Below are 23,155 nucleotides of genomic sequence, written 5' to 3'. Positions count from 1 at the left end.
GGCCTGGGTGGCCTGGTGGCCGCACCCCGCTCCGGAGACCGGACCCATCACGGGGTAGCGGGCCGACCTGGGTGGCCTGGGTGGCCGGCGCCCGCCCCGGAGAGCGGACCATCACGGGGTCAGCCGACCGGCCTGGTCGGGGCCGCACCCACTCCGGAGGACGAACCAACCACGGGGGCGGCGAGCCGGCCCCGGCCGCATGCGCTCACCCGGCCGGGCGGTCCTCGTCAGGGCTTGTCGCGGCGGAACCTGCCGAGCAGGCCGCGGCGCGGCTCGGCGGGCTGAGCGCCCTGCTCGCCGGGGAGCGGCCCGCGCAACGTGCGGCCGTCGGAGGCGTGCGAGCCCAGCTCCTCCGACTTGCCGGCGAACGGCTCACCCGGCCCGGCCTTGGGCGACGCGCTTCCGGCCGCGGGGATGACCGCCGTCGCGTCCCCGGGAGCGCCGGAGCCGCCCTGCGGCTCCCTGCGGGGCCACGGCTCCGCGGGCCCCACGGCTCCGGGGGCCCCGAAGCCCTGCTCCGGGCGGCCGTACGCGTCGAACCCCGTGGGGTCGCCGTAGACGGGCTGGTAGCCCTCCTGGCCCGGCGCGTTCGGGAAGCCCTGCACCGGCACGAAGCTGATGATCGGCGCGTACGCCGTACCGTCGTGGTAGATCGGGTAGCCGGGCATCGGGTAGCCCCCGGCGAGGTCGGCGCCGCGGTGACGCCCCGCCCCGCGCGGCCCCGCCCGGCGGACGGCCGCCGCGTGCGCCATGCGGCGGATCCTGCCCTCGAAGATGAACACTCCCAGCATCACCAGGACGGCGAGCAGCACGCCCGGGATCGCGAGCTTCCTGCTCAGCGTGAGCTGGTCGTACTCGGGGGAGGCGTTGCGGATCTCGATGGGCACGGAGTCGGGGGTCGGCTCCTCGAAGGACGTGCTCGGTGCCGTGGCGGTGTCCTGCGCGGGGGGCGACACCTGCGCCAGCGACACCTCAGGGACGGGAACCGACTCGGTCGGGGTGGTGGGCGGCACGACCGGATCGGACGACGGGATGACCGGCGCGCTGGGAACGGTCGGCGGCGGCTCCACGGGTGCGGGCGGCACGACCGGGGCGGTCTTGGTGGGGCTGGCCTTGGGGGTCTTGGTGACCTTCCTCGTGGCCTTCGGGGTGATCGTCCTGGTGGTGGTGACCACGGGGTCGGGGCTCTGGGTGACGGTGATCGTCACCGTGGGCTCGGGCTCCAGCTCGGGGTCGGCCCCGGGGTCGCCGCTCTCGGTGATGTAGGGATCGGTCGGCTCCACCTGGTCGGTGGGGTCGGCCGCCGCGACCTGTGCCGCGTTCGCCCGGGGCGCCGTCATGGGAGCCGTGGCCAGCAGCACGGCTCCCGTCAGCCCCAGCGACGCCAGCACGGCGGACACGGCCGTAACACGTACGCGCCCGCTCACGTCGCCTCCGCTTGTTGCGCTCGCCGATCAAGTCAAGGAAATACTAGTTGGGCGAAAGCAACAGTAAAGGGTGTTCAGTCGCAAGAACCCGGATCGGTCGCGGTTCTGCGCACCGCCCGGCGTCGCCTGAGCTTCATCTGCACCCACAGCGCCCCGAGCAACAGCATCACCGCGCCCGCCACGGCGGGCAGGCTCCGCACCCCGCCGAACCCGTCCTCCTCGGCTCCCGCCGCCAGATCGCGCTTCACCGGCCCCATCTCCTGGGGCAGCGGCGCGGCCTGCGCCGGAGCCGCCGGCGAGAGCCCGCCGGCGTCGGGGAACCCCGGCGCCGCGGCCTGGCCGGGCAGCGGGGTGGGCACCACGCCGGGCCCGGGGGCCTGCGGCGCGCCCGGAGCCGGGGTGGGGCCCGTGCCGGACAGCGGGACGACTCCCGGCGCCGGCGTGGCACCCGGCAGCACCGGAGCGGGCACCGGAGCCGGGGCCGGCGGCACCGCGCCGGCGAGCGGCATCGGGACGATGGGCGCGCTCAGCGGGACCGCCGGAGCCTGCGCCGGGACGGGCACGGGCGCCTGGATCTTGAGCGGCATGGGCGCGGGCGCGTTGACGGGCCCCAGCGCCGCGCGCCGTCCCGGAGCACCGGCCGCGCGGCGCGGGGCCGCCACCGCGGCGCCGGGCACGCCCGCGTGCGTCCGCCGGGCCTTGACGGGCGTGCGCGCCGACCGTCCCGCGCGTGGGCTGGTGCCGTGCCTCTCGCTCGCCCCCTCGGGCGCGCCTTCGGCCACCGCGGGAAGATCCGGCACGCCCACCCCGGACGGCACCCCGTGCACACCGGCAGGAGACGCCCCGCCGTGCGCCGCGGCCAGCGACGGCTCACCGCGCCCGGGCGACGGCACACCGATCAGGTCGAACGGAGACGGCGCACCCGCCGCCCCCGACGAGGACTCCCCAGCCGAGGACGCGCCCCCGTCCGTACCGGGCACGGACCCACCGGACGCACCGGACGCACCGGACGTGGACCCGCCGAGCGTGCCGGGCACGGACCCACCGGACGCGCTGGGCGCGGGCCCACCGGACGCGGACCCGCCGGACCCGCCGGACGTGCCGGACCCGCCGGACCCGCCGGGCGTGCCGGGCGTGCGCGGCCAGGGCGGCATCCCCGGCGTGACGAGAAGGGGGCCCGCGCCGACCGGAGCCGAACCAGCCGGAGCCGGACCAATCGGGGCCGAACCGGCCGGAGCCGAACCAATCGGGGCCGAGCCGGCCGAGGACTCACCGGAGCCGGGGGGCATCCCACTCTCGGCGACCGGCGACCCGGCCTTGCCGGGCTCACCGGCCTTCCCCGACGTATCCGACCCGCCGGAGGCGCCGTCCTTGCCGGAGGCGCCGTCCTTGCCGGAGGCCGGGGCGGCACCGGGCGGGGCGACGTCAGGGGCCGGGGCTCCGGCGGGGGACGGGGCCGGGGTCGTGGTGTCCGTGCCGGGGCCGGGGCGGCCGGGGGTGATGGTCCCGGAGGGCGGCACGGCGGCGGCCGGGAGGGCGGAGCCCAGGGGCACCAGCTCGGGATAGATGTCCGAGTCGGGGTCCAGGCCCGGATTCGCGTCCGGTCCCGGATCCGGGACCGGCGTGCCCGGGCGCGCGGAGGCGGCCGGACCGGCCTGGGCCGGCCCCCGGGCGGGGGACGACGGGCGGGAGCCGGCCGGGCCGCCCTCGGCGGGGCCCCGGGCGGGGGACGACGGGCGGGACAGGCCGAGCGGGCCCTTCTCCAGCCCGCGCTCGCCGACCCGGCCGGACGCGCCGGCGATCCGGATGTCGGCGCCCGCCATCCTCTTGATCCACTGCACGCCACCGGGGTCGCGCAGATGGGCGACGGCCCGCAGGCGGACCTCCTCCGCGTGCGGCGGGATGGTGACCGCGACGTCCACGGTGCGAGGGCTGGAGATGTCGTCGAACCCGCACACCTGGGCGCGTGGCGACGACCTCCCCGGCGTGCCCGAGGCGTCCGCGCATCCGACGGACGCGAGCGCGCCCACGGGGGTGGCGACCACGGCCAGGCGGGCACGGTCGGCCGGCCCCTGGATCCGCACGCTGAACCGCAGCACCTGCCCCGGCGTGACCGGCGCGCCCGGCCGGGCGGGGCCCTCAGGGCCCACCAGGCGCAGGCTCAGCCCAGGGCCTTCGGCCATGTCGGGCGGGTCGGCGTACCCCCGATCCTCCGCGACCGCCGTGCCGGCGGAACCACCGCCGACCAGAACCAGAGCTCCAGCGCCGACTACGGACACCATCCGGGTGCGCTGCCACCGACCGGCCACTACACCATCCCCGTTCCCCCGTTGCACTTCGCGACAAACTCGTCACGCTGTGTAGCCGTTATCTCACAGGGGGCCGGAGATCAGCCTTCGCAGACCAGATCTTGTACAGCTTTCACAATCGGCAGGTCGGCGGGCAGCCATGGGATGTCGTAGAGTTCGTCACGCTCCAGCCAGCGCAAGGCCAAGTGCTCATGGGGGTGCGGAACGCCCGAGCTGAGCCGGGCCCGCCAGACCCGCAGCACGTATCCGGGGATGAGCGGCCAGTCGCCGCCGATGCGGGCGCCCACGTCGATCAGGACGCCGAGCTCCTCCTGACACTCCCGGACCAGCGCCTGATGGTCGTTCTCCCCCGGATCCACCTTGCCGCCGGGGAACTCCCAGCCTCCCGCCATCGCCGGCGGACCGGCGCGCTGGGCCGCGAGAAGCCTGCCCCCCTCGATGATGGCCGCCGCCACAACAATCGTCTCCATGCGAGTAAAGACTAAGGAGTCTTCCCGCCCCCGCGCCGCTGTGCGCGATCGCCGGCGCCGGGCACCATGGGACCCCCAGTGCGGCCAGGGGTGCGGCCCACCGGGCCCGACCGGCGGTGATCACACCGGGGCAACGGCCGCTCACACGCCGATGCGCTTGAGCTGGTCGACGACCGTGCGGTTCTCCAGCGGGCGGGTGTAGCCGACGATGTTCGGCCGGTCGCGGTAGGTGGTCACCTTGATGGGCCCGCAGAGCGTGCACCTGGCCTCGATCATCTTGCCGGGAGAGACCACCATCCCGACGTGGCCGGGGTTGTTGGCGGAGGTGCCCGGCCCGGAGTTGAAGAAGACCAGGTCGCCCGCCTGCTCGTCCCCCTTGGAGATCTTCACGCCGAACGGCCACTGGCCGAACGTGGTGCGCGGGATCGACAGCCCGGCCGAGCGGTAGGCCATGTAGATGATGCCCGAGCAGTCGTAGCCCTGCGGCCCGGTGCCCCCCCAGCGGTAGGGCTTGCCGCGCTGGGCGAGCGCGTACTCCAGGATCTCCTTGACGACCTCGCTCGGGGCGGCGTCGACCAGCGGCGGGTCGCAGGCGGGGTCGTCGTCCGGGGGCACCTCCAGCGTGCCGTCGACGGCGTACTTCCTGGCGATGACCAGCACCTGCTCGACGTACCACATGGCGTGGTTGTAGGCGAAGAGCGCGCGCGTGACGTCGCTCGGGGCGCCGTTGCGCTTGAGCATCTTGGCGGCGCCCAGGATCGCGTCGGCGGGATTGTAGACGTCGGCCACGCCGTCGTCGTCGCCGTCGGAGGCGTAGCCGTTGAACTTCGACGGGATCTTGATCTTGGCCTTGCCGCCCCAGGTGCTGATCAGGAACTGCATGGGACCCGCGGCGCCGGCGAAGTTCGTGCCGCTCTTCACGCCCTGGAGGTTGGAGCGGCCGTGGTCGGTCTCACGCTTGCCCACGGCGGCGAGCACGGTCCACTGGACCCCGATCTCCTTGCCCCACTTCTTGTACAGGCTCAGGTACTCGCCGGGGATGTCGGACTGCGCGGTGTCGGAGACGTTGGTGACGTCCGTCACGGTGTCGTCGCAGTCGGTGGTGATGCCGCCGCCGAGGAAGGACGGGAAGGTGCTCATCAGCATCGGCGCCATGATGAGCGTGGTGAGGACGACGCCCGCGAGCCCGATCAGCAGCGCGAGGCGCACCCGCGACGTCACTGCACGATCCCGTCGCCGGCGCCTCCGGTGTCCCCGTCCTGCCCGGCCTCGGCGGGCTGCATGTCGAACACCCGCCACTCGGTGCCCACCTGGGTGAGCGTGATCGCGTAGTCGGTGCTGAGCTGCCGCGGGCCGGCCTCGGCGGTGATGCGCTGCAGGGAGGTCACCACGAAGACGATCGACCCTTCGTCGATGTTGCGGATCCTCTTCACCTGGGCCGACCCCTGGGAGACGATCTTCTGGGCGCGGTTCTGCTCCACCGTCGCCGGCGTGGTGACGTCGCGCGCGAGCACGCTGCCGAGCTCAAGGGTCGTGAACGCCTTGAGGCGATCGGCGTAGGTCGCGGGGTCCTCGTCGTGGCGGAACGTCGCGTAGGAGACGGCGAACCGCTGGGCCACGTCGGCGGCCTGGGCGATCTGCTGCCTGGACAACGGCAGGTAGCGGTAGATGTCGAACGAGCCCGGCGAGACGGCGGGCGCGGGCGACGGCGCCGTCGAGGACGGCGGCGCCGGGGTGCCCTCGGAGATCACCGCCGTGCGGCCGGCCGGCCCCTCGTCCCCAGGGCCGCTCGCGGCGGGCCGCATGGACAGGTAGACGCCGACGGCCGCCAGCGCCACGACCACTCCGGCGAAGGCGAGCCCTCGCCGGTCGTTGACCTGCGCCATGCTCAGCCCTCGTCGCGGTTGGGGGGCCGCAACCAGAACGGCGCGCCCTCGTCGTCACCGCGTCCGGACTGAGGGCGCGGGGGCAGCCACAGCGGCGGAGCCTCGCCGGAGCCCGACCTGCCGCCTCCGCCGCCGGAGAACGGGCCCGGCCCGCCGCCGGACGACCCGCCCTGCGAACCGCCGGAGGACCGGCCGGACGAACCGCCCGCCCCCCTGCCCGAGGACGACCCGCCCTGGGACCGGCCGAAGAAGCCGCCCGAGGAGCCGCCGGACGACCCGCCCGAGGACCGCCCGAAGAACCCGCCCTGCGAACCGCCCGAAGAACGCCCGGACCCGCCCGACGACCGGCCCGAGCCACCGGAGCCGCCCGAACTGCCCGAGCCGCCGAAGAGGCTCCCGCCGGAACGCCCCGGCGACCGGCCGGGCGAACCGCCGGAGGAGCCGCCTGAGGACCGCCCGGAGCCGCCTGAGCCCCCGGAGCCGAAGAGGCCGCCCGAGGAGCCGCCCGATGACGACGAGGCCCCGCCCGAGGACCGGCCGCCGCCCGAGGAGCCGAACAGGCCGCCCGCGGAACCGCCGCCGGACGAGCCGCGCGGCCCGCCCGCCGTCGTGCGCGGCCCCCTGGGCGCCTGGCCGTCGGACCCGCGGCCAGAGCCGCCGCCCGACGCCCCGCCGGACCCGCCGGAAGAACCTGTGGAGCCGGAGGAGCCGCCCGGCGAGCGGGACGCCCAGCCTCCGCCGGGCCTGCCGCCGAACCAGCTTCCGACCGTCGACCCGCCGCCTCCGCCCGAGCCGCCGCCCGTGCGAACGGTCGGCCGGGACCCCGGCCCGCTGCCCGCCCCGCCGGTGCGCCCGGTGCCGGCCGCGCCGCCGCCCGCGCGCGGGCCGGACGGCACCCCGGCGCCGCCGGTGCGGGGGCCGACCGAGACGCCGTCAGCGCCGTTGCGCCCCGAAGGCGCTCCGGGACCGCCGGGCCGTCCCGACAGGTTGAGCGGCGGGGCCGCCCCCGGGCGCGCGACCGCGATGCCGCGACCGGTGGCCTTGCGCCGCACGCCCGCCTGGCCGTCGGCGTCCAGCGGCATCGGCTGACCGCCCGCCGGCACCCGGCCGCCCTGCTGGGCCCCTCCGGGACCGCCCTCCTCGCCCCTGACGCGGCCCTGGGCCACCGACGCGGCGGTGGCCGCCGCGCCGCCGCCCGCCATGGCCGCCGCGTTGACGAGCGGCTCCGCCTTGCGCAGCCCCCAGCGGCCCATGCGCGCCGCCGCGACCGGCGGCAGCGCGTTCGCGGCCCGCGAAAGCGTGGGCGCGGAGGCCGCCTCGCCGAGCATCCTCGTGGCGAGCGTGTGGCCGTCCATGGACGCGAACAGGTGCTGGAAGGGGCGCCGGTAGAAGAACACGGCGATGGTCAGCAGCGCGATGAACATGATCTGCATGCCCCACGGGAGGTTCGTGGAGATGATCAGCGCGTAGCCGTACACGAGCACACCGAGGACGAGCGCCAGCACCGCCTGTCTCAGCAGCGTGCCGACCAGCATCTCGACCCAGCGCATGGCGATGATGCGTCCGGTGCCCGGATGGACGCCGATCAGCAGGAACACCGGCCCGAGTATGAGCAGCAGCAAGAAGCCGATCTTGAGCGCGATCAGCGAGACGGCCACCAGGAAGATCAGCACGCCCGCGACCATGGCCGCCAGCAGGGCGCCGATCGCGATGCCGAGCCGGCTGGTCCAGTCCTTCCCCTGGAAGAGGAAGAACATCGCGGTGCTCTCCAGCGGCTTGGCGACCTCCTGCTCGAACCTCGCCTGGTGCGCGCCGGAGTCGGGTTTCTGGCCGCTGGACTGTTCCTGGACGTCGGTGGCCTGGATGTCCAGCACCTTCGGCCCCATCACGGCGACCACGGGCGCCTTGGGGTCGGCGGTGCCGAACTCGCCCATCAGCCACGGCTTGCAGACCAGCGTCGACCACAGCGCGTCGGCGTTCTGGTCGACGCCCGGCGTGCCGGTCTGGCCGTACCCGCCGGGGGCCACCTTGGCGTTGGCCTCGCCCTTGCCGGGCAGGCAGGACGCCCCCCCGGCGCCGGGCAGGCCGCTGAACGCCGAGTTGACGATCTCGCCGGTCTTGTCGGTGACGGTCTTGCCGACGCCGGTGAAGTCGCCGGGGCGGCTGAAGAACCACACCGCGACCGTGACGGCGAGGATCATCCAGATCACGCCCTCGGCCGTCGTGCTTGCGCGCTTGCGGATCAGCCCGTACCACGCGAGCCAGACGGCCGCGAGCAGGATGATCACGCGAAGGTACGGCCAGTACATGGCGTCGGCGAGGTTGATGACGATGTCGTCGACCATGTCCTTGATCGACTGGAGCGGTCCCTCGGTCGCCGCCGCCTGGTAGGTGGTGATCGTCATGCGGTCGATGGCCTTGGCCCAGGAGAACACCGTGTTGGCCCAGGCGTTGCCGAGCACGGCCGCGACGTCGGTGCAGCCGAGGTCGTAGGTGTGCCAGAACTGGCCGGCCATGCCGTACCGCTCGTAGTTGGTGATCGGCTCCCCCGCGGCGGGCGGCCGCACCTGCCCGGCGCCGTCGGCGCCCTGCGGGGCGTCGTCGGGCAGCGGCGGCTTGACCAGCCCGTCGACGCCGCCGCCGACCATCTCGGGCGCCAGGTCGGGCGACAGGTCGCACGGCGCAGCCGCGCCGGCGGTGACGGTCGAGAACGCGATCGGCACCACCAGCACGCTGGCGAGGATCGCCAGCACGACCAGCGCCCTGCGCCGCAGGCGCGCGACGCGCCGTCCCGGCTTCTTCGAGCCCGCGCTGCGTCTCATGACCGCACCTCCTGTACAGCCCCGGACCTGCCCGCCGGCCCGGAGGAGCGCTGCGCGCTCTCGCCGGGTCTGTCATGGGTGGGGTTGGTGTCCAGCCAGCGCAGTAGGTCCTCGGAGATGAGGTCCACGCCGATGCGGCCGGCACGCCCGTCGAGATCGCGGAAGATGCACTCGCCGTTGCCCAGCGCCCGCAACGCCGCCTTGTGCTCCTCCGACGGCTCCACCCCCAGCAGCGCCATCACGTGCTCCACCTCCACCCGCTCGGTCGAGCGGAAGGCGAACACCGAGGAGAGACAGTTGGTGACCTGCTCGTTCAGCAGGTCGCCGGCGTTCTGCGAGACCAGCACCAGCGCGGTGTTCCTCGACCGGCCCATGCGCGACACCTCGGGCACCAGCTTGGCGCCCTCGGGCGTGGACGTGATCGCCCACGCCTCGTCGAGGAAGATCGCCTTGGGCGTGCGCCGGTCGAGGCCGTTCATCAGCCGCCTGGCGAACTGCGACACCAGGTAGAGGATGGCGACCGACAGGCGCTGCTCGTAGGAGTAGTCGTCCCTGGTGGTGGTGACGTCGGGCAGCGTGAGGCCGCCCAGCGTGAACACGGTGGTCCAGCCCTCGGTGTCGATGTTGTCGCCGCCGGAGGGGTCGAAGCACAGCCGCGCGAGCCGCATCTCCGACATCGAGCGCAGCACCGCGCCGAGGTTCTTGGACGCGGGGTCCTCGGCCTGCTCCAGGTGGTCGACGACCCGCCCCAGCGAGGGGCTCGGCTGGTTGGAGACTGTGGAGACCGCCTGGATCATCGCCGACTCGCGCTCCTCCGACATGCGCGGCAGCAGCAGGCGGAGGGTCTCGGTCGCCATGGTCTTCTTGGCCGCGATGTCGTCGCCGAAGGAGAACGGGTCGAGCAGGCCCGGCGCGGCCGAGCCCAGCGGGATCACCCTGGCCTTGCGCCCGCGCTTCTGCAGGAGCTGCACCAGCGACTCGGCGTCCCCCTTGGGGTCGATCACCGCGACCGTGACGCCACGCACCGCCATCTGGTAGATGAGCAGCAGCGCGAGCGTCGTCTTGCCGCCGCCGGGCTCGCCGGTGATCGCGATGGCCGTCGGCCGGTTGCGCGTCGCGGCCACCAGCGGGTCGAAGTGGACGATCGAGCGGGCGCGCCCCAGCGTCTCCCCGATGTAGGGCCCGGCCCAGCCGGACGTGGTCTCGTCGACGCGGTCGCCGAGGTCGACGGTGGCCGTGGCCATGCCGCCCGCGATGGTGCGCAGCGGCTGGCGCTGGGCATAGGCGTTGACCCGCACGCGCTCGCCCGGCAGCGCCTCGCAGAACAGCGAGAACTGGTCGCCCGTGGAGTTGACGATGTCGATGCCCATGTCGCGGTAGTGCTCGACCACCGCCTCGACACGCTGAAGGCACATCTCCTCGGTCGGCGCGGCCACGATGAGACGGTGCCAGCCGTAGACGAAGGGCAGGCGCTCCTTCGTGATGCCGTGTTCCAGCATGCGGGCGGCGTCGATCTGCTCGGCCAGCGCGATCGGCGCCTCGGCTCCCGCCTCGCGGATGTGGATGTCCATGTCCCTGGCGTGCGCGAGCTTGCGCGCGACGTCCTTGCTGGCCTTGATCGGCGGGATCAGGCGCATCCGCGAGCTGACCTCGACGGGAAACGGTAACTGGTCGATGAAGTGCAGCCAGGGCTCGCCGTCGGGGAACGGCATCAGGTCGGGGAACCGGGCGAACGACAGGTGCGCGACGTAGGAGTCGCCCGCCGGCTGCTGGATGCGCAGGAACGAGCGGCCGTTGTGGATCTGGCCCTCGACCAGCGACTCGATCTCGCCCTGGCCCCACCGCCTGGTGGGCGAGGCCGACGCCGGCGGGTCGCCGAGCGAGCCGGACGCCGCGTGCCGGAACAGCCAGGCGATCTCCCCGGAGGTGGCGTGGCGGGCGTACAGGGCGCTGGAGGCCAGGGCCCGGCCCAGGCGCTCGGCCTGGTTGGTCCACTTCTCCAGCTCGCCGTCGGGGACGTGGTCGTCCTCCAGGCCCAGGGCCTTCTCACCGCGCTGGTAGAAGCCGAAGAGCTGCGCGAGCACGCCGGTGCCTAGCTGGGCGCCGCGCGGGCCGAGGCGGACGCCGAGGTAGACCTCCTTGCTCCAGAAGTCCTTGGCCCAGACGTGCCGGTACATCTCCTCCAGGTAGTCGCGCCAGCCCTCCCCCTCGTCGGAGGTGGCGTTGAGCGCCATCGCCCACTCGGCGGCCGGATAGGCGCGGTGCGCCACCCGCAGGTGCACCTCGGCGTCGGGCATGCGGATGGCGGCCAGGGCGATGGTGATGTTGGTGGCCAGCGCCTCCCGCTCCTCGGCCGTGACGAACTCGTAGCTCACCGTCGGCAGGCGGAAGTACGCCCATGCCGAGGAGTCGGTGAGGAGGATGCGGTCGTCGAAGTAGCGGACCGCCAGCCTGCTCCTGGACCGCGACGATCTCGCCATCAGACGACCCGTTCCCCGCGCCGGGCTCGCTTCGTCGTCACTGAGCCACTTCCTCCTCGCTCGGGCGGCTCGCCGCCGCCAGGCCGCTTGCCACAACTCCCGCCAGGGCGACGTACGCCCTGCGCCCTTGGGCCCGCAGGTGCGCGGGGTCGGCCGGGCCGGGCTGCCCGGGTGCCAGCTCGTCGTCCCAGGGGACGCGGACGATGGCGCGGCACCGGCCGCGCGCCACCGCCTCGGCCTGCTCCACGCCGCCCATGCTCCGCCTGCTGACGCCGTTGATCACCATGATCGCCCGCTGGCGAAGAGCGTTCGACCCGTGTCCGTCGAGCCAGTCGAACGTCATCGCGACGGCCTCGGGGGCGTCCTCGCTGGCCGGCGCGACCAGGATGAGCTGGTCGGCGTACGGCAGCATGCGGGCCGCCACCGAGGCGGCGGGGTCGACCAGGATGACGCTGTAGTGCCGGTCGAGCACCCGCATGGCCTGGGCGAGCCGCTGGTCGGAGAACAGGCCCCGGTCGGCGAGCCGCCGGGCCGCGGCGGCGTCGGAGTCGGACCCGACGACCTCCAGGCCGGAGTCGCACCGGGTGGTGTAGGTGCGCATGCTGAGGTAGCCGCTGACGCCGTCGAGGCCGGCGAGCAGGGAGGTCAGCGACTCGGGCGACTCGGCGTCGATGCGGTCGGTCATCGTGTTGTCGCCGGTGTTGGCGTCCACGGCGAGCACGCGGTCGTCGCGGTGGCGGGCGAAGGTGTGCCCCAACATGAGCGCGGTGGTGGTCTGCCCGGCGCCGCCGGTGCATCCCAGCACCATGACGCGGCGGCTGCCGGTGAACTCGGTGGCCGCCCTGACCTCGTCGGCCACGATGCCGTCGTGGCGGGTCGGCGCGCCGCCGCCCACCACGACCTGCGCCAGGCGCCGCCACCCGCCCGTCTGGTCGCGGCCGACCACCGACTCGACGCGGCGCACCCTGGGCTCGTCCCCCGGGCGGGGAACCGGCACGGGCACGGACGGCGCCGCGGGGTCGGCGGTCGCGCCGGAGCCCCCGGGCATCTTGCGGATGGACAGCGGGCCCGCCGTCTCACGCGCGGCCGGCCGCAACGGCCCCCTCGGCGCGCCCTGCCGGGGCGCGGGCGCCCCCACGGACGGCAGCGCCTCGGGCCGGGACGGCCCACGCTCCGGCCGGGCCGGCTCGGCCTCCCGCCTGGTCGGCGCCTGCTCGGGCCACGACGGCTGCGCCGCCGGCCGGGACGGCGCCCGCTCGGGCGCGGCCGGCCGGGTCTCGGGACGCGACGGCTGCCGCTCAGGCGGAGACGGCTGACGCTCAGGCACGGACGGCTGACGCTCGGGAAGGGACGGCTGGCGCTCAGGCACGGACGACTGACGCTCGGGAAGGGACGGCTGGCGCTCAGGCACGGACGACTGACGCCCTGGCACCACGGACGACTGGCGCTCGGGTAGGGACGGCTGACGCTCGGGTAGGGACGGCTGACGCTCGGCCTCGGCCCCCTGGGGCTCGGGGCTGGGCGGCCGGGCCTCGGAGGCGGTGCGTGCGGTGGGCCAGACGGTGCGGGCCTCGGGCGAGCGGACGGGGGCGCCGGCGCGCGGCGGCTGCCCCTTGCGGTGCTGCTCGCGGACCTCGACCTCCCTCTCGGGCGCCTTGGGCGTCTCGCTCGGGGTGGAGGCCCGCTCGGGCGCCGCCGGACGTCCGGCCTCGCCGTACCCGCCGCTCGCGGACTGCGCCCGCGCCGGACGCGCGGTCGGCCTGGGCGCCTCCGCGGACGCCGCGAGCCTGCGCAGCCGGCGTAGCGCCTCCGTGCCGATCGGCGCCCCGGGCGGGGAGCCCGCGGCCGACGGCGCGGGCGCCTGCGACGGGGACGCGGGCGCGGGGGTCGAACTCATGCCCGACGACGTCACCCCTGGTGACGCGGCGACCGGCGGCGTCACCGCGGGCGGCGATGACGCGGGCGGCCCCGCGGCGGGCGAGGTGGCCGAGGGCCGCGTGACCGCGGGCGGCGCGACGGCCGGGGGCGAGACGGCGGGCGGCAGGACGGCACGTGACACGACGGCGGGCGACTCGACCTCGGGCGGCATGACCGTGTGTGGTGAGACCGCGCGCGACGTTACGGCACCTGGCGCGACGGTCGGCAGCGCGACCGCGGGCGGCATCACGGAACGCGACGCGACGGCGGGCGACTCGGCCGCGCGCGGCATGACGGTGGGCGGCGCGACCGCGGGCGGCAGGACGGCACCTGGCGCGACGGTCGGCGGCGCGACCGCGGGCGGCGTCACCGCGGGCGGCAGGACGGCGCGTGCCGCGACCTCGGGCGGCATGGCGGCGGGCGGCTCGGCCACGGGTGGCGCGACCGCCGGGGGCGAGATCGCGGGGCGGGCGCCGGGGGCCGGGCGGGCGAGGGTGGGGATCTCGCCGGGAAGCGGGAGGGCGGCAGGCAGGCCGACGGCGGACTCGGCCGTCGCGGTGCCCCGGGCCAGGCGGCGCTCGGGGAGGCGCGCGGGCCGCTCGGGCGGCGCCAGCGTGGTCACCGCCGCCGCGGCCGCGGCCACGACGGGGCGCACCTCGCCGGGGCGCACGGACGGCTTGACGGACGCCGGCTGGCGGGAGGCCCACGCCTCCAGCGGCCTGCGGCGCGGAGCCGTGTGCTTGGGCTTCGCGCGGGCGCCGCGCCGCGCCTTGGCGGCACTCGCGAGCGCGAACTCGTCGGCGGCGGCCACCGCGGCGGTGCCGGGAGCGGCCCGCCACACGCGGGCGGTGAAGGTGATCTCGTCGGGCTCCTCGACCGGCGCGAGGCGGCACCAGGCCCGCGGCTCTCCGACGTAGCGGAGCTGGGACTGCAGCAGCTCGTTGAGCCGCTTGCTCTCGATCACCGGCCGGGTGGCCAGCCAGGTCACCAGGCCGGGCGGCACCAGGTAGAAGACGTGCCAGGGCGCGTCGAAGGGAACCCCGACGACGCGGAGAAGGAGCGACCACGGGACCAGCACGCCCACGAACACGCCGATCCAGACGATCGGAAGCGGCATCGGCAGCCGGAGGTCGTACAGCTTGTAGAGCCGCTTCTCAATGCGCCAGATATTCGTATAGGTAGGCAGGTCCACCCGATCCTCCTCTCCCTGTCACGGCCATCCGGTCGGGCTCACTTGATGCCGAGCGCTCCCGCGATCGCCTTGGCCGTCACCTCGATGACGTTGGGCACGTAGAAGATCACGCCGATCGCGACGGCCAGGATGATGAACTGGACGAAGCGGGTGATCTCGCGGGTGAAGAGGAAGAAGATCGCGACTACGGAGACGACCACGAGGAACAGCGGGGCGAAGAACCTCCGGAGGAAGTCCGCGAGCCCCTCGGTGTTCACGCCGCCGGTCGGCGGCGCCGTCGGCGTCACGAGCGCCAGGGCGTTCTCCACGATGATGTTCAGAACCAACTCTCGTCCTCCTGCTTATGATCGCGCGGACCCGGTTCCGGGCCTGCCCGTGTTCGTCGCACTCTCTGCGATCCTCCTTCGGTGCCCCTCGCGGCGCGCGCCTCACTCTGTGGACCTGGATGCGCCGCGAATGTCTTTGACGTACCAGTTGTCGCCCTGCTTCTCCATGGAGAGGCGGTACGACTGCTCCAGACTGCCCTCCTGGGCGGCGGGGTCGGCGGACGTCGCGGTGGGCGCCGGGGTCGGGCCCGCCAGGGCCCAGACGACCACGGCGGTGACCTCGCGTGTGGTGCCGCCGGGCGGTGCGATGACGGTGTTGAGCTCGGCCAGCGTGACCTTGCCCTGGAAGCCGTCGAGCGTCACGCCCTGCACGACGTAGCGCTGCAGCTGCGTGGCGTCGCCGGCGGCGTAGGCCTTGAAGAAGCCCTCCAGCTGCGGGCGCAGCTCGCTCTCGGTGACGTCGTCACGCTCGGGCGCGGGGGGCTGGGGAAGGTCGGCGGGAGCGCCGCCGGGCAGCAGGGCGGGCTGACCGGAGACGACGAACCTGCCGTCGGCGTAGTAGATGGGCACCGACAGCCGCAGGCGCTGCGCGCCCGACTGCGCGAAGACCGTGACGACGGCGTTCTGCGCGTCGATGAGCTCGATGCCGTCGAACTGGAAGGTGCCCGCGGACATGCGGCCGAAGCCGTTCCATCCGAACTGGGTCTCGGCGCCCACGGGCAGGAACGGCTTCAGCCGCTCGGCCCGGTCATCCGGTTTCGACCCGTCGAAGTTGAGGTAGGCGGACGCGAACTGGTTGGCGAACGCCGCCGCCGCGCCCTCGGGGAACCCGCTGCCGGACGGCGTGGTCGACACCGTGGAGGGCTCGGCCCCCTGGGTCATGCGCTCGATGGGCGCCCGGACGCCGTTCACCACGATCACCAGGATCACCGCCCACAGGATCGCCCGGCCCGCCCACACGAGCCAGCGCCCGCCGCCGCCGGACCAGCCGCCGCGTCGCGCGTGCCCCCGGCCTCGGACGGGGTCGGGATCGGGGTCGTAGGGTGACGGAGGGTACGTCGAATGCTCGTCTTCGCCGGCGGTCCGAGGACCGGCCTGGACATCAGCCCTGCGAGCCATCACGCCTCCGCTCGCGCCGATCCCCCTGGCTGGCGCGCTGTCGTCTTCCTGTCGTTGCTGTCATCCATGGTCAAGTATTCACCTTAGCGGCCTCACCAATTGTTCCAGGAAAGCCACGCCCATGCTGCAGGCATCGCTATAGCAGACCAACTGGGTCTTCCTCCTGTTACCGGGACCGGATCGCCGAGTTCGCCCAGCGCACGGGGCTTTTGGCCGAGCACGAGCCACAGTTCACCTCCGCGACAAAACTCGCATTAGGGACAAAGCTCGCACCAGATGAAAAACTGGATGGAATATGGCCGGCAGTGGAGGCATAACTCCTGTTCATCCCGGTTACGGCGCTCCGCGCACCGATGCGCACGCAACTCTCCGTGACGAGGGGGCGTCGGGCCCGGACCGGAGGCCGCGAACCGTCCGCACGCACCGGCCCTCCCTTCCGCAAGGCCGCTCCAGGAGTCGGCGCATCGGGTGATCTGGACGGCCGTCATCCCCACGGCGTACGACCGCACCCGAACAAAGGAGCCTACGCGCGACCACGACGCCCACTGGATTACCTGACGGCCACGCCTTCCTACCCGCCACACGTACGCACCCCGGGACCGCTGGACGCCCGGCACGCCGGAGTCCGTCTCGCGCGGTGAGTCCCGCACGGCCGGTACTCCACCCCCGCGCCCAGACGTGACGGCGCGGGGGGGCGAGGTACCGGCTCGCCATACGGGCTCAGCCCGCGCGTCGAGGACTCCGCCGGATAGGCCCCCGGAAAGGTCTTCCTCTCGGTCTTGGTGACCTTGAAGGCGAACTTGCCGTCCTTGACGACGTCGCCGATCCCCGGGACCGAAGCCTGCTGGGGATGGCGTTACAGGCGCATCGGATATGGCCCGCCAAGATGGAGTGGCTCCTGGGACATGCGTCCCGTGCTCGTCGTATCCTCCGGCGGCACCCAGCTCCGTCTCGCGCGGACTCACGCCTGACCTTCCCACCCGGTGGCGTAGCGGGTTTGGTGGGCGATCTCGTCCTGGACGGCCAAGGCCGCCAGCAGGTCCGCGGCGTCGTCGGCGGCCAGGGACGGCACCAGGCCGGCCGTGTGCTGCGCCTCGGTCAGCTCCGCGTGCCGGGTGGCGGCCCACCCGGCCGGAATACCGTCCTCGTCCACCAGGCGGATCACCAGCCACGCCGGGTAGGTCTGCTCGATGGCGTGGATCTGCCGCGCCACCACGCCGGCCAGGAACGGCACCACCGGCCGCTGCGCGGGCACCAGCGGGCGGCCGGACGGGGGGAGGTACCCGCCAACCGACGGGCGCGCCTTGGGCGACATCCCATAAGGATCGGCACCACTCTGGTCGTTCACGCCGCGCCCCACTCGTAGGCGTGCCTGAACATCGCGCTGAGCTCGGCCTCGCGCATCAGCTCCCGCAGTTCTTCGACGGTGGCCGCGGCGACCCGCACCGGCTCGGCCGTCCACCGGGCGAACGCGACGAACTGCCGGGTCCACTCCCCGTACAGAACCAGCCAGGACGGCTCCAACTGGTCAAGCTGCGCGGCGGCGGCCTTCTTCGCCCGGTCGAAGCGGCGAGGGACCACTCGGGCGGGCGGAGTGCCGTCGCGATGCTTACCGCACGAGCGATGAATCCTAGGCTTTGGCATGGGTCGCACTCCGATGCGATCAAGGGGCCCGTCGGGCGTGACAGCGCCTGCGGGTCCCGTCGTTTACGCGATGCGTTCGACTCATGACAGCCGGAGAGACGCCGAGACAGACAGGTGACGTTCAAGGAGACTGGAGGAGAGCAAGGGACTTCTCGCCGTCCGACCAGCCGAAGAGGTGCACGCCAGTGGTCGCGAACCCTCCCGAATGGGCTGCGCGCATACGCGCCGAACGTCGCGAACGGCTGTGGAGTCAGCGGGACCTGGTGCGGCGGATGGCCGAAGTCGCCGATCCCCGGACGCGGGCTCGTCTTCCGGCTCGCGAGTCGATGGAACGGCAGCTCAAGGATTGGGAGTCAGGACGCCGCCGCCCCCGTGACCCCTACCCCGTCCTCCTGTCCAGGGCGCTGGATCTCGACGAGGACGAGCTGTTCCGCGACGGGGACGCAGCGGACCGTGAGGTGGATGACGAGACCGACGCGTTGGATTTGGCGCACCGCGCGACCACGAGTGCGGTCGGAGCCGAAACGCTGGAGCGACTGGAGATCGCGGCGGACGACCTCGCCATCGCATACCCGGGGACGCCCCCGGCCGAGCTGCTGTCCCGCGTCCGGCGACACCTGGCCTACGTGTCCAAGCTCTTGGACGGGAAGAAGACGCTCGCCGAGCATCGCCGCCTGCTCGTGGTCGGCGGTTGGCTGTCTCTCCTGGCCGGGACATGCCTCATCGATCTGCGCCGGCTTCCAGCGGGGGCGGCGAGACTGCGCACGGCGGCGCAGCTCGCCCGGCATGCCGAGCACCCTGAGATCGCCGCGTGGTGCGTGGAGACCCAGGCATGGCAGGTGCTCACCGGAGGCGACTACCGGCAGGCCGTCGCCTTGTCGCAAGCCGCACAGGCGCTGGCGCCCCGGGGCAGCTCCGCCTACATCCAGGCCACGGCGCAGGAGGGGCGAGCATGGGCTCGGCTCGGCGCCGGACGGGAAACCCGCGATGCGCTTAAGCGGGTCGCTCATCTGGTCTCTCCGCTTCCCCGGCCAGATCGCCCAGAACACCATTACCGGTACGACCCCGCCAAGAGCGACGCTTACATGGCCACGACGCTGGCGTGGCTGGGGGATCCGGCCGCCGCCTCGTACGCCCGTCAGGTGCTGGCACGGCTGGAGTCGGCGGCGTATGGACCACCGCGTCCACGCCGGGCGGTGTCGGCGCGCCTTGATCTGGCTCTCGCGCTCCTGGCGAACGACCAGCTCGACGAGGCCGGGCACATGGCGCTGGAGGCGATGTCAAGCGGATTCCTCGTGCCGTCGAACCACTGGAGAGTGGCCGAGGTGATCGAAGCCGTGGAACGGCGCAAGCTGCCTGAATCAGGAGAGCTTCGCCAGACCTACCGACAGATCCGCGGGCCCGGCACGTAGCGGTGACCCCGGCCGCCCCTGGCGTGACGAAACGCCCTCGGCCTTCCACCGACGGAGCGGAGGAAGAGCAGGGGCACTTCGGCGCTGTCCCCGAGAAGCATTGGCCCGTGGATGCGAGGCCCGCCTACACGTTGAAGCGGAACTCGACCACGTCGCCGTCGCGCATGACGTAGTCCTTGCCCTCGATGCGGGCCTTGCCGGCGGAGCGGGCGGCGGTCATCGAGCCCGCCGTCACCAGGTCGTCGAAGGAGATGACCTCGGCCTTGATGAAGCCGCGCTGGAAGTCGGTGTGGATGACGCCGGCGGCCTCGGGGGCGGTGGCGCCCTTGCGGATGGTCCAGGCCCGGGTCTCCTTGGGGCCGGCGGTCAGGTAGGTCTGCAGGCCCAGGGTCTCGAAGCCGACGCGGGCGAGCTGGGTCAGGCCGGACTCCTCCTGGCCCACCGACTGGAGCAGCTCCAGCGCCTCGTCGTCGGGCAGCTCCACCAGCTCGGACTCGATCTTGGCGTCCAGGAACACGGCCTCGGCCGGGGCGACCAGCGCCGACAGGCGGGTGCGCAGCGCCTCGTCGACGAGCTCGTCGGCGTCGAGGTTGAACACGTACAGGAACGGCTTGGCCGTCAGCAGGTGCAGCTCGCGGAGGTCGGCGGGGTCGAGGCCGGAGGCGTAGAGGGTGGTGCCCCCGTCGAGCACCTTGGACGCGGCCTCGGCGGCCTCCAAAGTGCCCTTGCGGTCCTTGTTGGTGCGGGCCTCCTTGGCCAGGCGCGGCAGGGCCTTCTCCAGCGTCTGCAGGTCGGCCAGGATCAGCTCGGTGTTGATCGTCTCGATGTCGCGCCGGGGGGAGATCTCGCCGTCGACGTGGGTGACGTCGGGGTCGGTGAAGACGCGGATCACCTGGCAGATGGCGTCGGTCTCGCGAATGTTGGCCAGGAACTGGTTGCCGCGCCCCTGCCCCTCGGAGGCGCCCTTGACCAGGCCGGCGATGTCGACGAACTCGACCTTGGCCGGAATGATCTTGGCGGAGTCGTAGATCTCGGCCAGCGTGGCCAGCCGGGAGTCGGGAACCCCGACGATGCCGACGTTCGGCTCGATCGTGGCGAACGGGTAGTTCGCCGCGAGCGCGTTGCCGCTCTTGGTCAGCGCGTTGAAGAGGGTGGACTTGCCGACGTTGGGCAGGCCGACGATGCCGATGCTCAGGCTCACGTCCGCCGAGTTTACGGTGCCCGGAACGCGCGCGGGACACGCGCGGCCCCCTCGGGACTGGAATCATGCCGGGGTGGACCTCATGGCACTCGCGTTCCAGCTCGCCGCCGGCCTGGCGGCGGGCCTGGTGATCGGCTTCGCGCTGGGCAGGGCACGCGCCACCGCCCGCGCCGCCGACGCCGAGACCCGGGTGGCCCTGGCCGAGGCGAGGGCCAAGGCCGCCGAGGAGAAGGTCTCCTACGTCGAGGAGCAGATGACGCAGCGTTTCCAGTCGCTGTCCAACCGGGCGCTGGACGTCAACAACCTGCGCTTCCTGGAGCTGGCCGAGGGCCGGCTGGCCGCCTCCCGCGCCGACGCCGCGGGCGACCTGGAGCAGCGACGGCAGGCCGTCGAGAACCTGGTCGCCCCGCTGCGCGAGACGCTCGCCAGGGTGCAGGAGCAGCTCAAGGAGAGCGAGACCGGCTACCGCGTCGCGCAGGCCGAGCTGGGGCAGCAGATGGACTTCGTCCGCGACAGCTCCGAGCGCCTGCGCACCCAGACCAGCGCGCTGGTGCGCGCGCTGCGCCGGCCCGAGGCGCGCGGCCGGTGGGGGGAACTGCAGCTTCGCAGGGTGGCCGAGATCGCGGGCATGGCCCGGTTCTGCGACTTCGACGAGCAGGCGAGCGCCACCACGCGCGACGGCGTCGTCCGCCCCGACATGGTGGTGCGCCTGGCGGGCGGCAAGAACATCGTCGTGGACTCCAAGGTGTCGCTCGCCGCCTACCTGGAGGCCGCCGAGGCCGGGGAGTCCGAGGCGCAGGAGGTGCGGCTGGACGCCCACGCCCGCCACATGCGCGACCACGTCGACCGGTTGGCGTCCAAGATGTACTGGCAGGCGTTCACCCCGGCGCCGGAGTTCGTGGTGCTGTTCATCCCCGGCGAGGCGTTCCTGGCGCCCGCGCTCGAACGCGACCCCGAGCTGCTGGAGTACGCGATGCGGCGCCGCGTGCACATCGCCACGCCCACGACGCTCATCACCATGCTGCGCACGGCCCAGTACGCCTGGCAGCAGGAGGCGCTGAGCGAGAACGCGCGCGCGGTCTTCGACCTCGGAAAGGAGCTGTACGAGCGGCTGGGCGCGCTGGGACGCAACGTCGACGCCGTCGGCAAGGCGCTGGGCCGGGCCGTCGTGGCCTACAACAAGGCGGTGGGCTCCCTGGAGAGCCGCGTGCTGGTGAGCGCGCGCAAGCTCAGCGACCTCGGCGTGGTGGACGGCACGCTCCCCCAGCCCGACCTCGTGGAGGACCTGCCGAGACAGCCCTCGATGCCCGAGCTGGTCGGCGACGCGCCCGAGGATGACGCCCCTTCCCCGCTCGTCGGCGACGCGCCTGAGGAGGACACCCCCGCCGCGCTCGTCGGCGACGCGCCTGAGGAGGACACCCCCGCCGCGCTCGTCGGCGACGCGCCCGTGGAGGGCGTCCCCGCCGCGCTCGTCGGCGACGCGGTCGTGGAGGGCGTCCCTTCCGCGCCAGGGGACGTTCAGGGCGCGGAAAGGCCAGGTGGGGAGGGCTCCGGCCTGGTGGGGGCAGAGAGCCCGCCACCGGCCGGTGAAGAGACGGCAAGGCCGTTCCAGGGCCCGCACCGGAGCGGTAGGTTGGCGCGAGACTCCTCGCAGGGCCCGCCCGGCGGGGGTGAGGCCGCCGAGCAGGCCGGGGGAGGGCGATCGTGGTGACGCCGCAGGGCACGCGACCAGGGGTCAGGCTGACCGCCCGGGGCGCGATCGCGCTCGTGTTCGCCGTCACGCTCGTCTCCCAGCTCGCGGGCTCGACGACCGTGGTCGGCCTGGCCTTCGGCGCGGCGTGCCTGGCGGCCGTCCTGCTGGTGCAGCCGCGCGACCTGCTCTCGCTGGTGGTGACACCGCCGCTGGTGTTCTTCGCCGCCACCCTGACCTCCGCGGTGGCGGGCGCGCTGGGCGCGCCGTCGCTCGTCCAGGCGCTCGGGCTCGGCCTGGTCACCGCCCTGTCCGCCGGGGCGCCGTGGCTGTTCGCGGGCTCGGCGCTCGTTCTCGCCGTGGCCTGGTTCCGCGGCCTGCCGGCCAACGTCCGCGAGCTGCGCGACGAGCTGCGGGCCGGCCGCTCCCCCGCCGCTCCCGGGGCCGCCGCCCCAGCCGGGGCCAAGCGCGACGTGCCGGTCTTCGCGCCCGAGCCCGAGGGGTACTTCGAGCCCCGGGTGTACGGCTCCCCGAGGGAGCCGCAGAGCTGAGCCCCGCCGCCCGCCCACCAGCCCCTGCCGCCGCGCCGGGCGGGCCGGGGCACGTCGGCCGTCGCCTGCCGTGATCCCGGAGGGGCTGGCCGATGCCGTGATCCCGGAAGGGCTGGCCGGGCGGCTCCGGGCCCGGCGGGCCCGGGTGATCGCCGTGGACGGGCCCTCGGGCTCGGGCAAGACCACCATCGGCGGCGCGCTGGCGGCCGAGCTGGGGGCGCCGCTGATCCACATGGACGACCTGTACGACGGCTGGGACGGGCTTCGCGCGGGGGCCGACCGGCTGGTCGAGTGGATCGTGCGCCCGCTCGCGGAGGGCCGCCCGGCCCGCTGGCGGCGCTACGACTGGGCGCTGTCGGCGTACGCCGAGTGGCACGAGCTGAGCCCGCCCGGGGCCCTGGTGGTCGAGGGCGTCGGCGCGGGCTCCGCCGCCGCGGAGCCGTACACCTCGTTCCTGATCTGGGCCGACGCCCCGCCCGGAGTGCGCCGCGCCCGCGCCCTGCGGCGCGACGGCGACGCCTACCTGCCGCACTGGGAGCGCTGGGCACGCCAGGAGGACGCCTACTTCGCCGCCGACCGCGTGCGCGCCCGCGCCGACGTGGTGATCGACACGGGCGCGTGGACGTGACGCGCGGGGCGGGCGGTCTGCGCGGGGGTGGACGGTCGCGCAGGGTGGACGGTCGCGCAGGGTGGACGGTGTGCGCGGGCC

17 protein-coding genes are annotated in these 23,155 nt (G+C 74.0%); 4 read left to right on the top strand and 13 right to left on the bottom strand.

What is annotated here, in order from left to right; all coding sequences use genetic code 11:
* Positions 1 to 227: 227 nt before the first annotated feature.
* The 12 genes from PYR91_RS25905 to PYR91_RS25850 all read right to left on the bottom strand — a co-directional run bounded on the left by PYR91_RS25905 (position 228) and on the right by PYR91_RS25850 (position 17,529).
* On the bottom strand, positions 228 to 1,427 hold the full coding sequence (locus PYR91_RS25905) for a hypothetical protein (protein WP_279783691.1): 1,200 nt from the start codon (positions 1,425 to 1,427) through the stop codon (positions 228 to 230).
* A gap of 74 nt (positions 1,428 to 1,501) precedes the next feature.
* Positions 1,502 to 3,709 carry a hypothetical protein gene (locus tag PYR91_RS25900; RefSeq protein ID WP_279783689.1) on the bottom strand — a complete coding sequence of 736 codons (2,208 nt, stop codon included), beginning with the start codon at positions 3,707 to 3,709 and terminating at the stop codon, positions 1,502 to 1,504.
* Positions 3,710 to 3,816: 107 nt separating this feature from the next.
* Complete coding sequence (locus tag PYR91_RS25895) at positions 3,817 to 4,206, bottom strand: (deoxy)nucleoside triphosphate pyrophosphohydrolase (RefSeq protein WP_279783687.1); 390 nt, start codon at positions 4,204 to 4,206, stop codon at positions 3,817 to 3,819.
* A gap of 141 nt (positions 4,207 to 4,347) precedes the next feature.
* Positions 4,348 to 5,427, bottom strand: a complete 1,080-nt coding sequence (locus tag PYR91_RS25890; protein WP_279783685.1) for a bifunctional lytic transglycosylase/C40 family peptidase — start codon at positions 5,425 to 5,427, stop codon at positions 4,348 to 4,350.
* The gene (locus tag PYR91_RS25885; protein ID WP_279783684.1) at positions 5,424 to 6,092 is read right to left on the bottom strand and encodes a hypothetical protein; all 669 of its coding nucleotides are present in this window, start codon (positions 6,090 to 6,092) and stop codon (positions 5,424 to 5,426) included. Before PYR91_RS25885 ends, PYR91_RS25890 begins: the two co-directional genes overlap by 4 nt.
* 2 nt (positions 6,093 to 6,094) lie before the next feature.
* Positions 6,095 to 8,914, bottom strand: a complete 2,820-nt coding sequence (locus tag PYR91_RS25880) for a type IV secretion system protein (RefSeq protein WP_279783682.1) — start codon at positions 8,912 to 8,914, stop codon at positions 6,095 to 6,097.
* Positions 8,911 to 11,394 carry an ATP-binding protein gene (locus tag PYR91_RS25875; protein ID WP_279783680.1) on the bottom strand — a complete coding sequence of 828 codons (2,484 nt, stop codon included), beginning with the start codon at positions 11,392 to 11,394 and terminating at the stop codon, positions 8,911 to 8,913. Before PYR91_RS25875 ends, PYR91_RS25880 begins: the two co-directional genes overlap by 4 nt.
* A gap of 37 nt (positions 11,395 to 11,431) precedes the next feature.
* Positions 11,432 to 14,503, bottom strand: a complete 3,072-nt coding sequence (locus tag PYR91_RS25870; protein ID WP_279783678.1) for a TcpE family conjugal transfer membrane protein — start codon at positions 14,501 to 14,503, stop codon at positions 11,432 to 11,434.
* A gap of 38 nt (positions 14,504 to 14,541) precedes the next feature.
* Positions 14,542 to 14,799, bottom strand: coding sequence for a hypothetical protein (locus tag PYR91_RS25865; protein ID WP_279783915.1), 258 nt, complete (start codon positions 14,797 to 14,799; stop codon positions 14,542 to 14,544).
* Between the two features lie 132 nt (positions 14,800 to 14,931).
* The gene (locus tag PYR91_RS25860) at positions 14,932 to 15,948 is read right to left on the bottom strand and encodes a conjugal transfer protein (RefSeq protein ID WP_279783676.1); all 1,017 of its coding nucleotides are present in this window, start codon (positions 15,946 to 15,948) and stop codon (positions 14,932 to 14,934) included.
* A 961-nt stretch (positions 15,949 to 16,909) separates the two neighbouring features.
* The gene (locus PYR91_RS25855; RefSeq protein ID WP_279783674.1) at positions 16,910 to 17,263 is read right to left on the bottom strand and encodes a hypothetical protein; all 354 of its coding nucleotides are present in this window, start codon (positions 17,261 to 17,263) and stop codon (positions 16,910 to 16,912) included.
* 29 nt (positions 17,264 to 17,292) lie between these two features.
* A complete protein-coding gene (locus tag PYR91_RS25850) occupies positions 17,293 to 17,529 on the bottom strand; it encodes a hypothetical protein (protein ID WP_279783672.1) in 237 nt (78 codons plus the stop codon).
* A gap of 248 nt (positions 17,530 to 17,777) precedes the next feature.
* On the opposite strand from PYR91_RS25850, the gene PYR91_RS25845 reads away from it, so the two are divergent.
* Positions 17,778 to 19,004 carry a hypothetical protein gene (locus tag PYR91_RS25845; protein ID WP_279783671.1) on the top strand — a complete coding sequence of 409 codons (1,227 nt, stop codon included), beginning with the start codon at positions 17,778 to 17,780 and terminating at the stop codon, positions 19,002 to 19,004.
* 124 nt (positions 19,005 to 19,128) lie between these two features.
* On the opposite strand, the gene ychF is transcribed toward PYR91_RS25845, so the two are convergent.
* On the bottom strand, positions 19,129 to 20,205 hold the full coding sequence (gene ychF / locus PYR91_RS25840) for a redox-regulated ATPase YchF (RefSeq protein WP_279783669.1): 1,077 nt from the start codon (positions 20,203 to 20,205) through the stop codon (positions 19,129 to 19,131).
* A gap of 82 nt (positions 20,206 to 20,287) precedes the next feature.
* On the opposite strand from ychF, the gene rmuC reads away from it, so the two are divergent.
* The 3 genes from rmuC (at position 20,288) to PYR91_RS25825 (ending at position 23,074) form a co-directional block, all read left to right on the top strand.
* Entirely contained in the window at positions 20,288 to 21,916 is a 1,629-nt protein-coding gene (gene rmuC, locus PYR91_RS25835) for a DNA recombination protein RmuC (RefSeq protein WP_279783667.1), read from the top strand.
* The gene (locus PYR91_RS25830; protein ID WP_279783665.1) at positions 21,910 to 22,446 is read left to right on the top strand and encodes a DUF6542 domain-containing protein; all 537 of its coding nucleotides are present in this window, start codon (positions 21,910 to 21,912) and stop codon (positions 22,444 to 22,446) included. Before rmuC ends, PYR91_RS25830 begins: the two co-directional genes overlap by 7 nt.
* A gap of 70 nt (positions 22,447 to 22,516) precedes the next feature.
* On the top strand, positions 22,517 to 23,074 hold the full coding sequence (locus PYR91_RS25825) for a (d)CMP kinase (RefSeq protein ID WP_279783663.1): 558 nt from the start codon (positions 22,517 to 22,519) through the stop codon (positions 23,072 to 23,074).
* Positions 23,075 to 23,155: the final 81 nt, after the last annotated feature.

Source organism: Sphaerisporangium sp. TRM90804, assembly GCF_029846175.1.
GTDB lineage: Bacteria > Actinomycetota > Actinomycetes > Streptosporangiales > Streptosporangiaceae > Sphaerisporangium.
The sequence above is the reverse complement of the archived record's forward strand: the minus strand, read 5'-3'. Positions and strand labels throughout refer to the sequence as shown.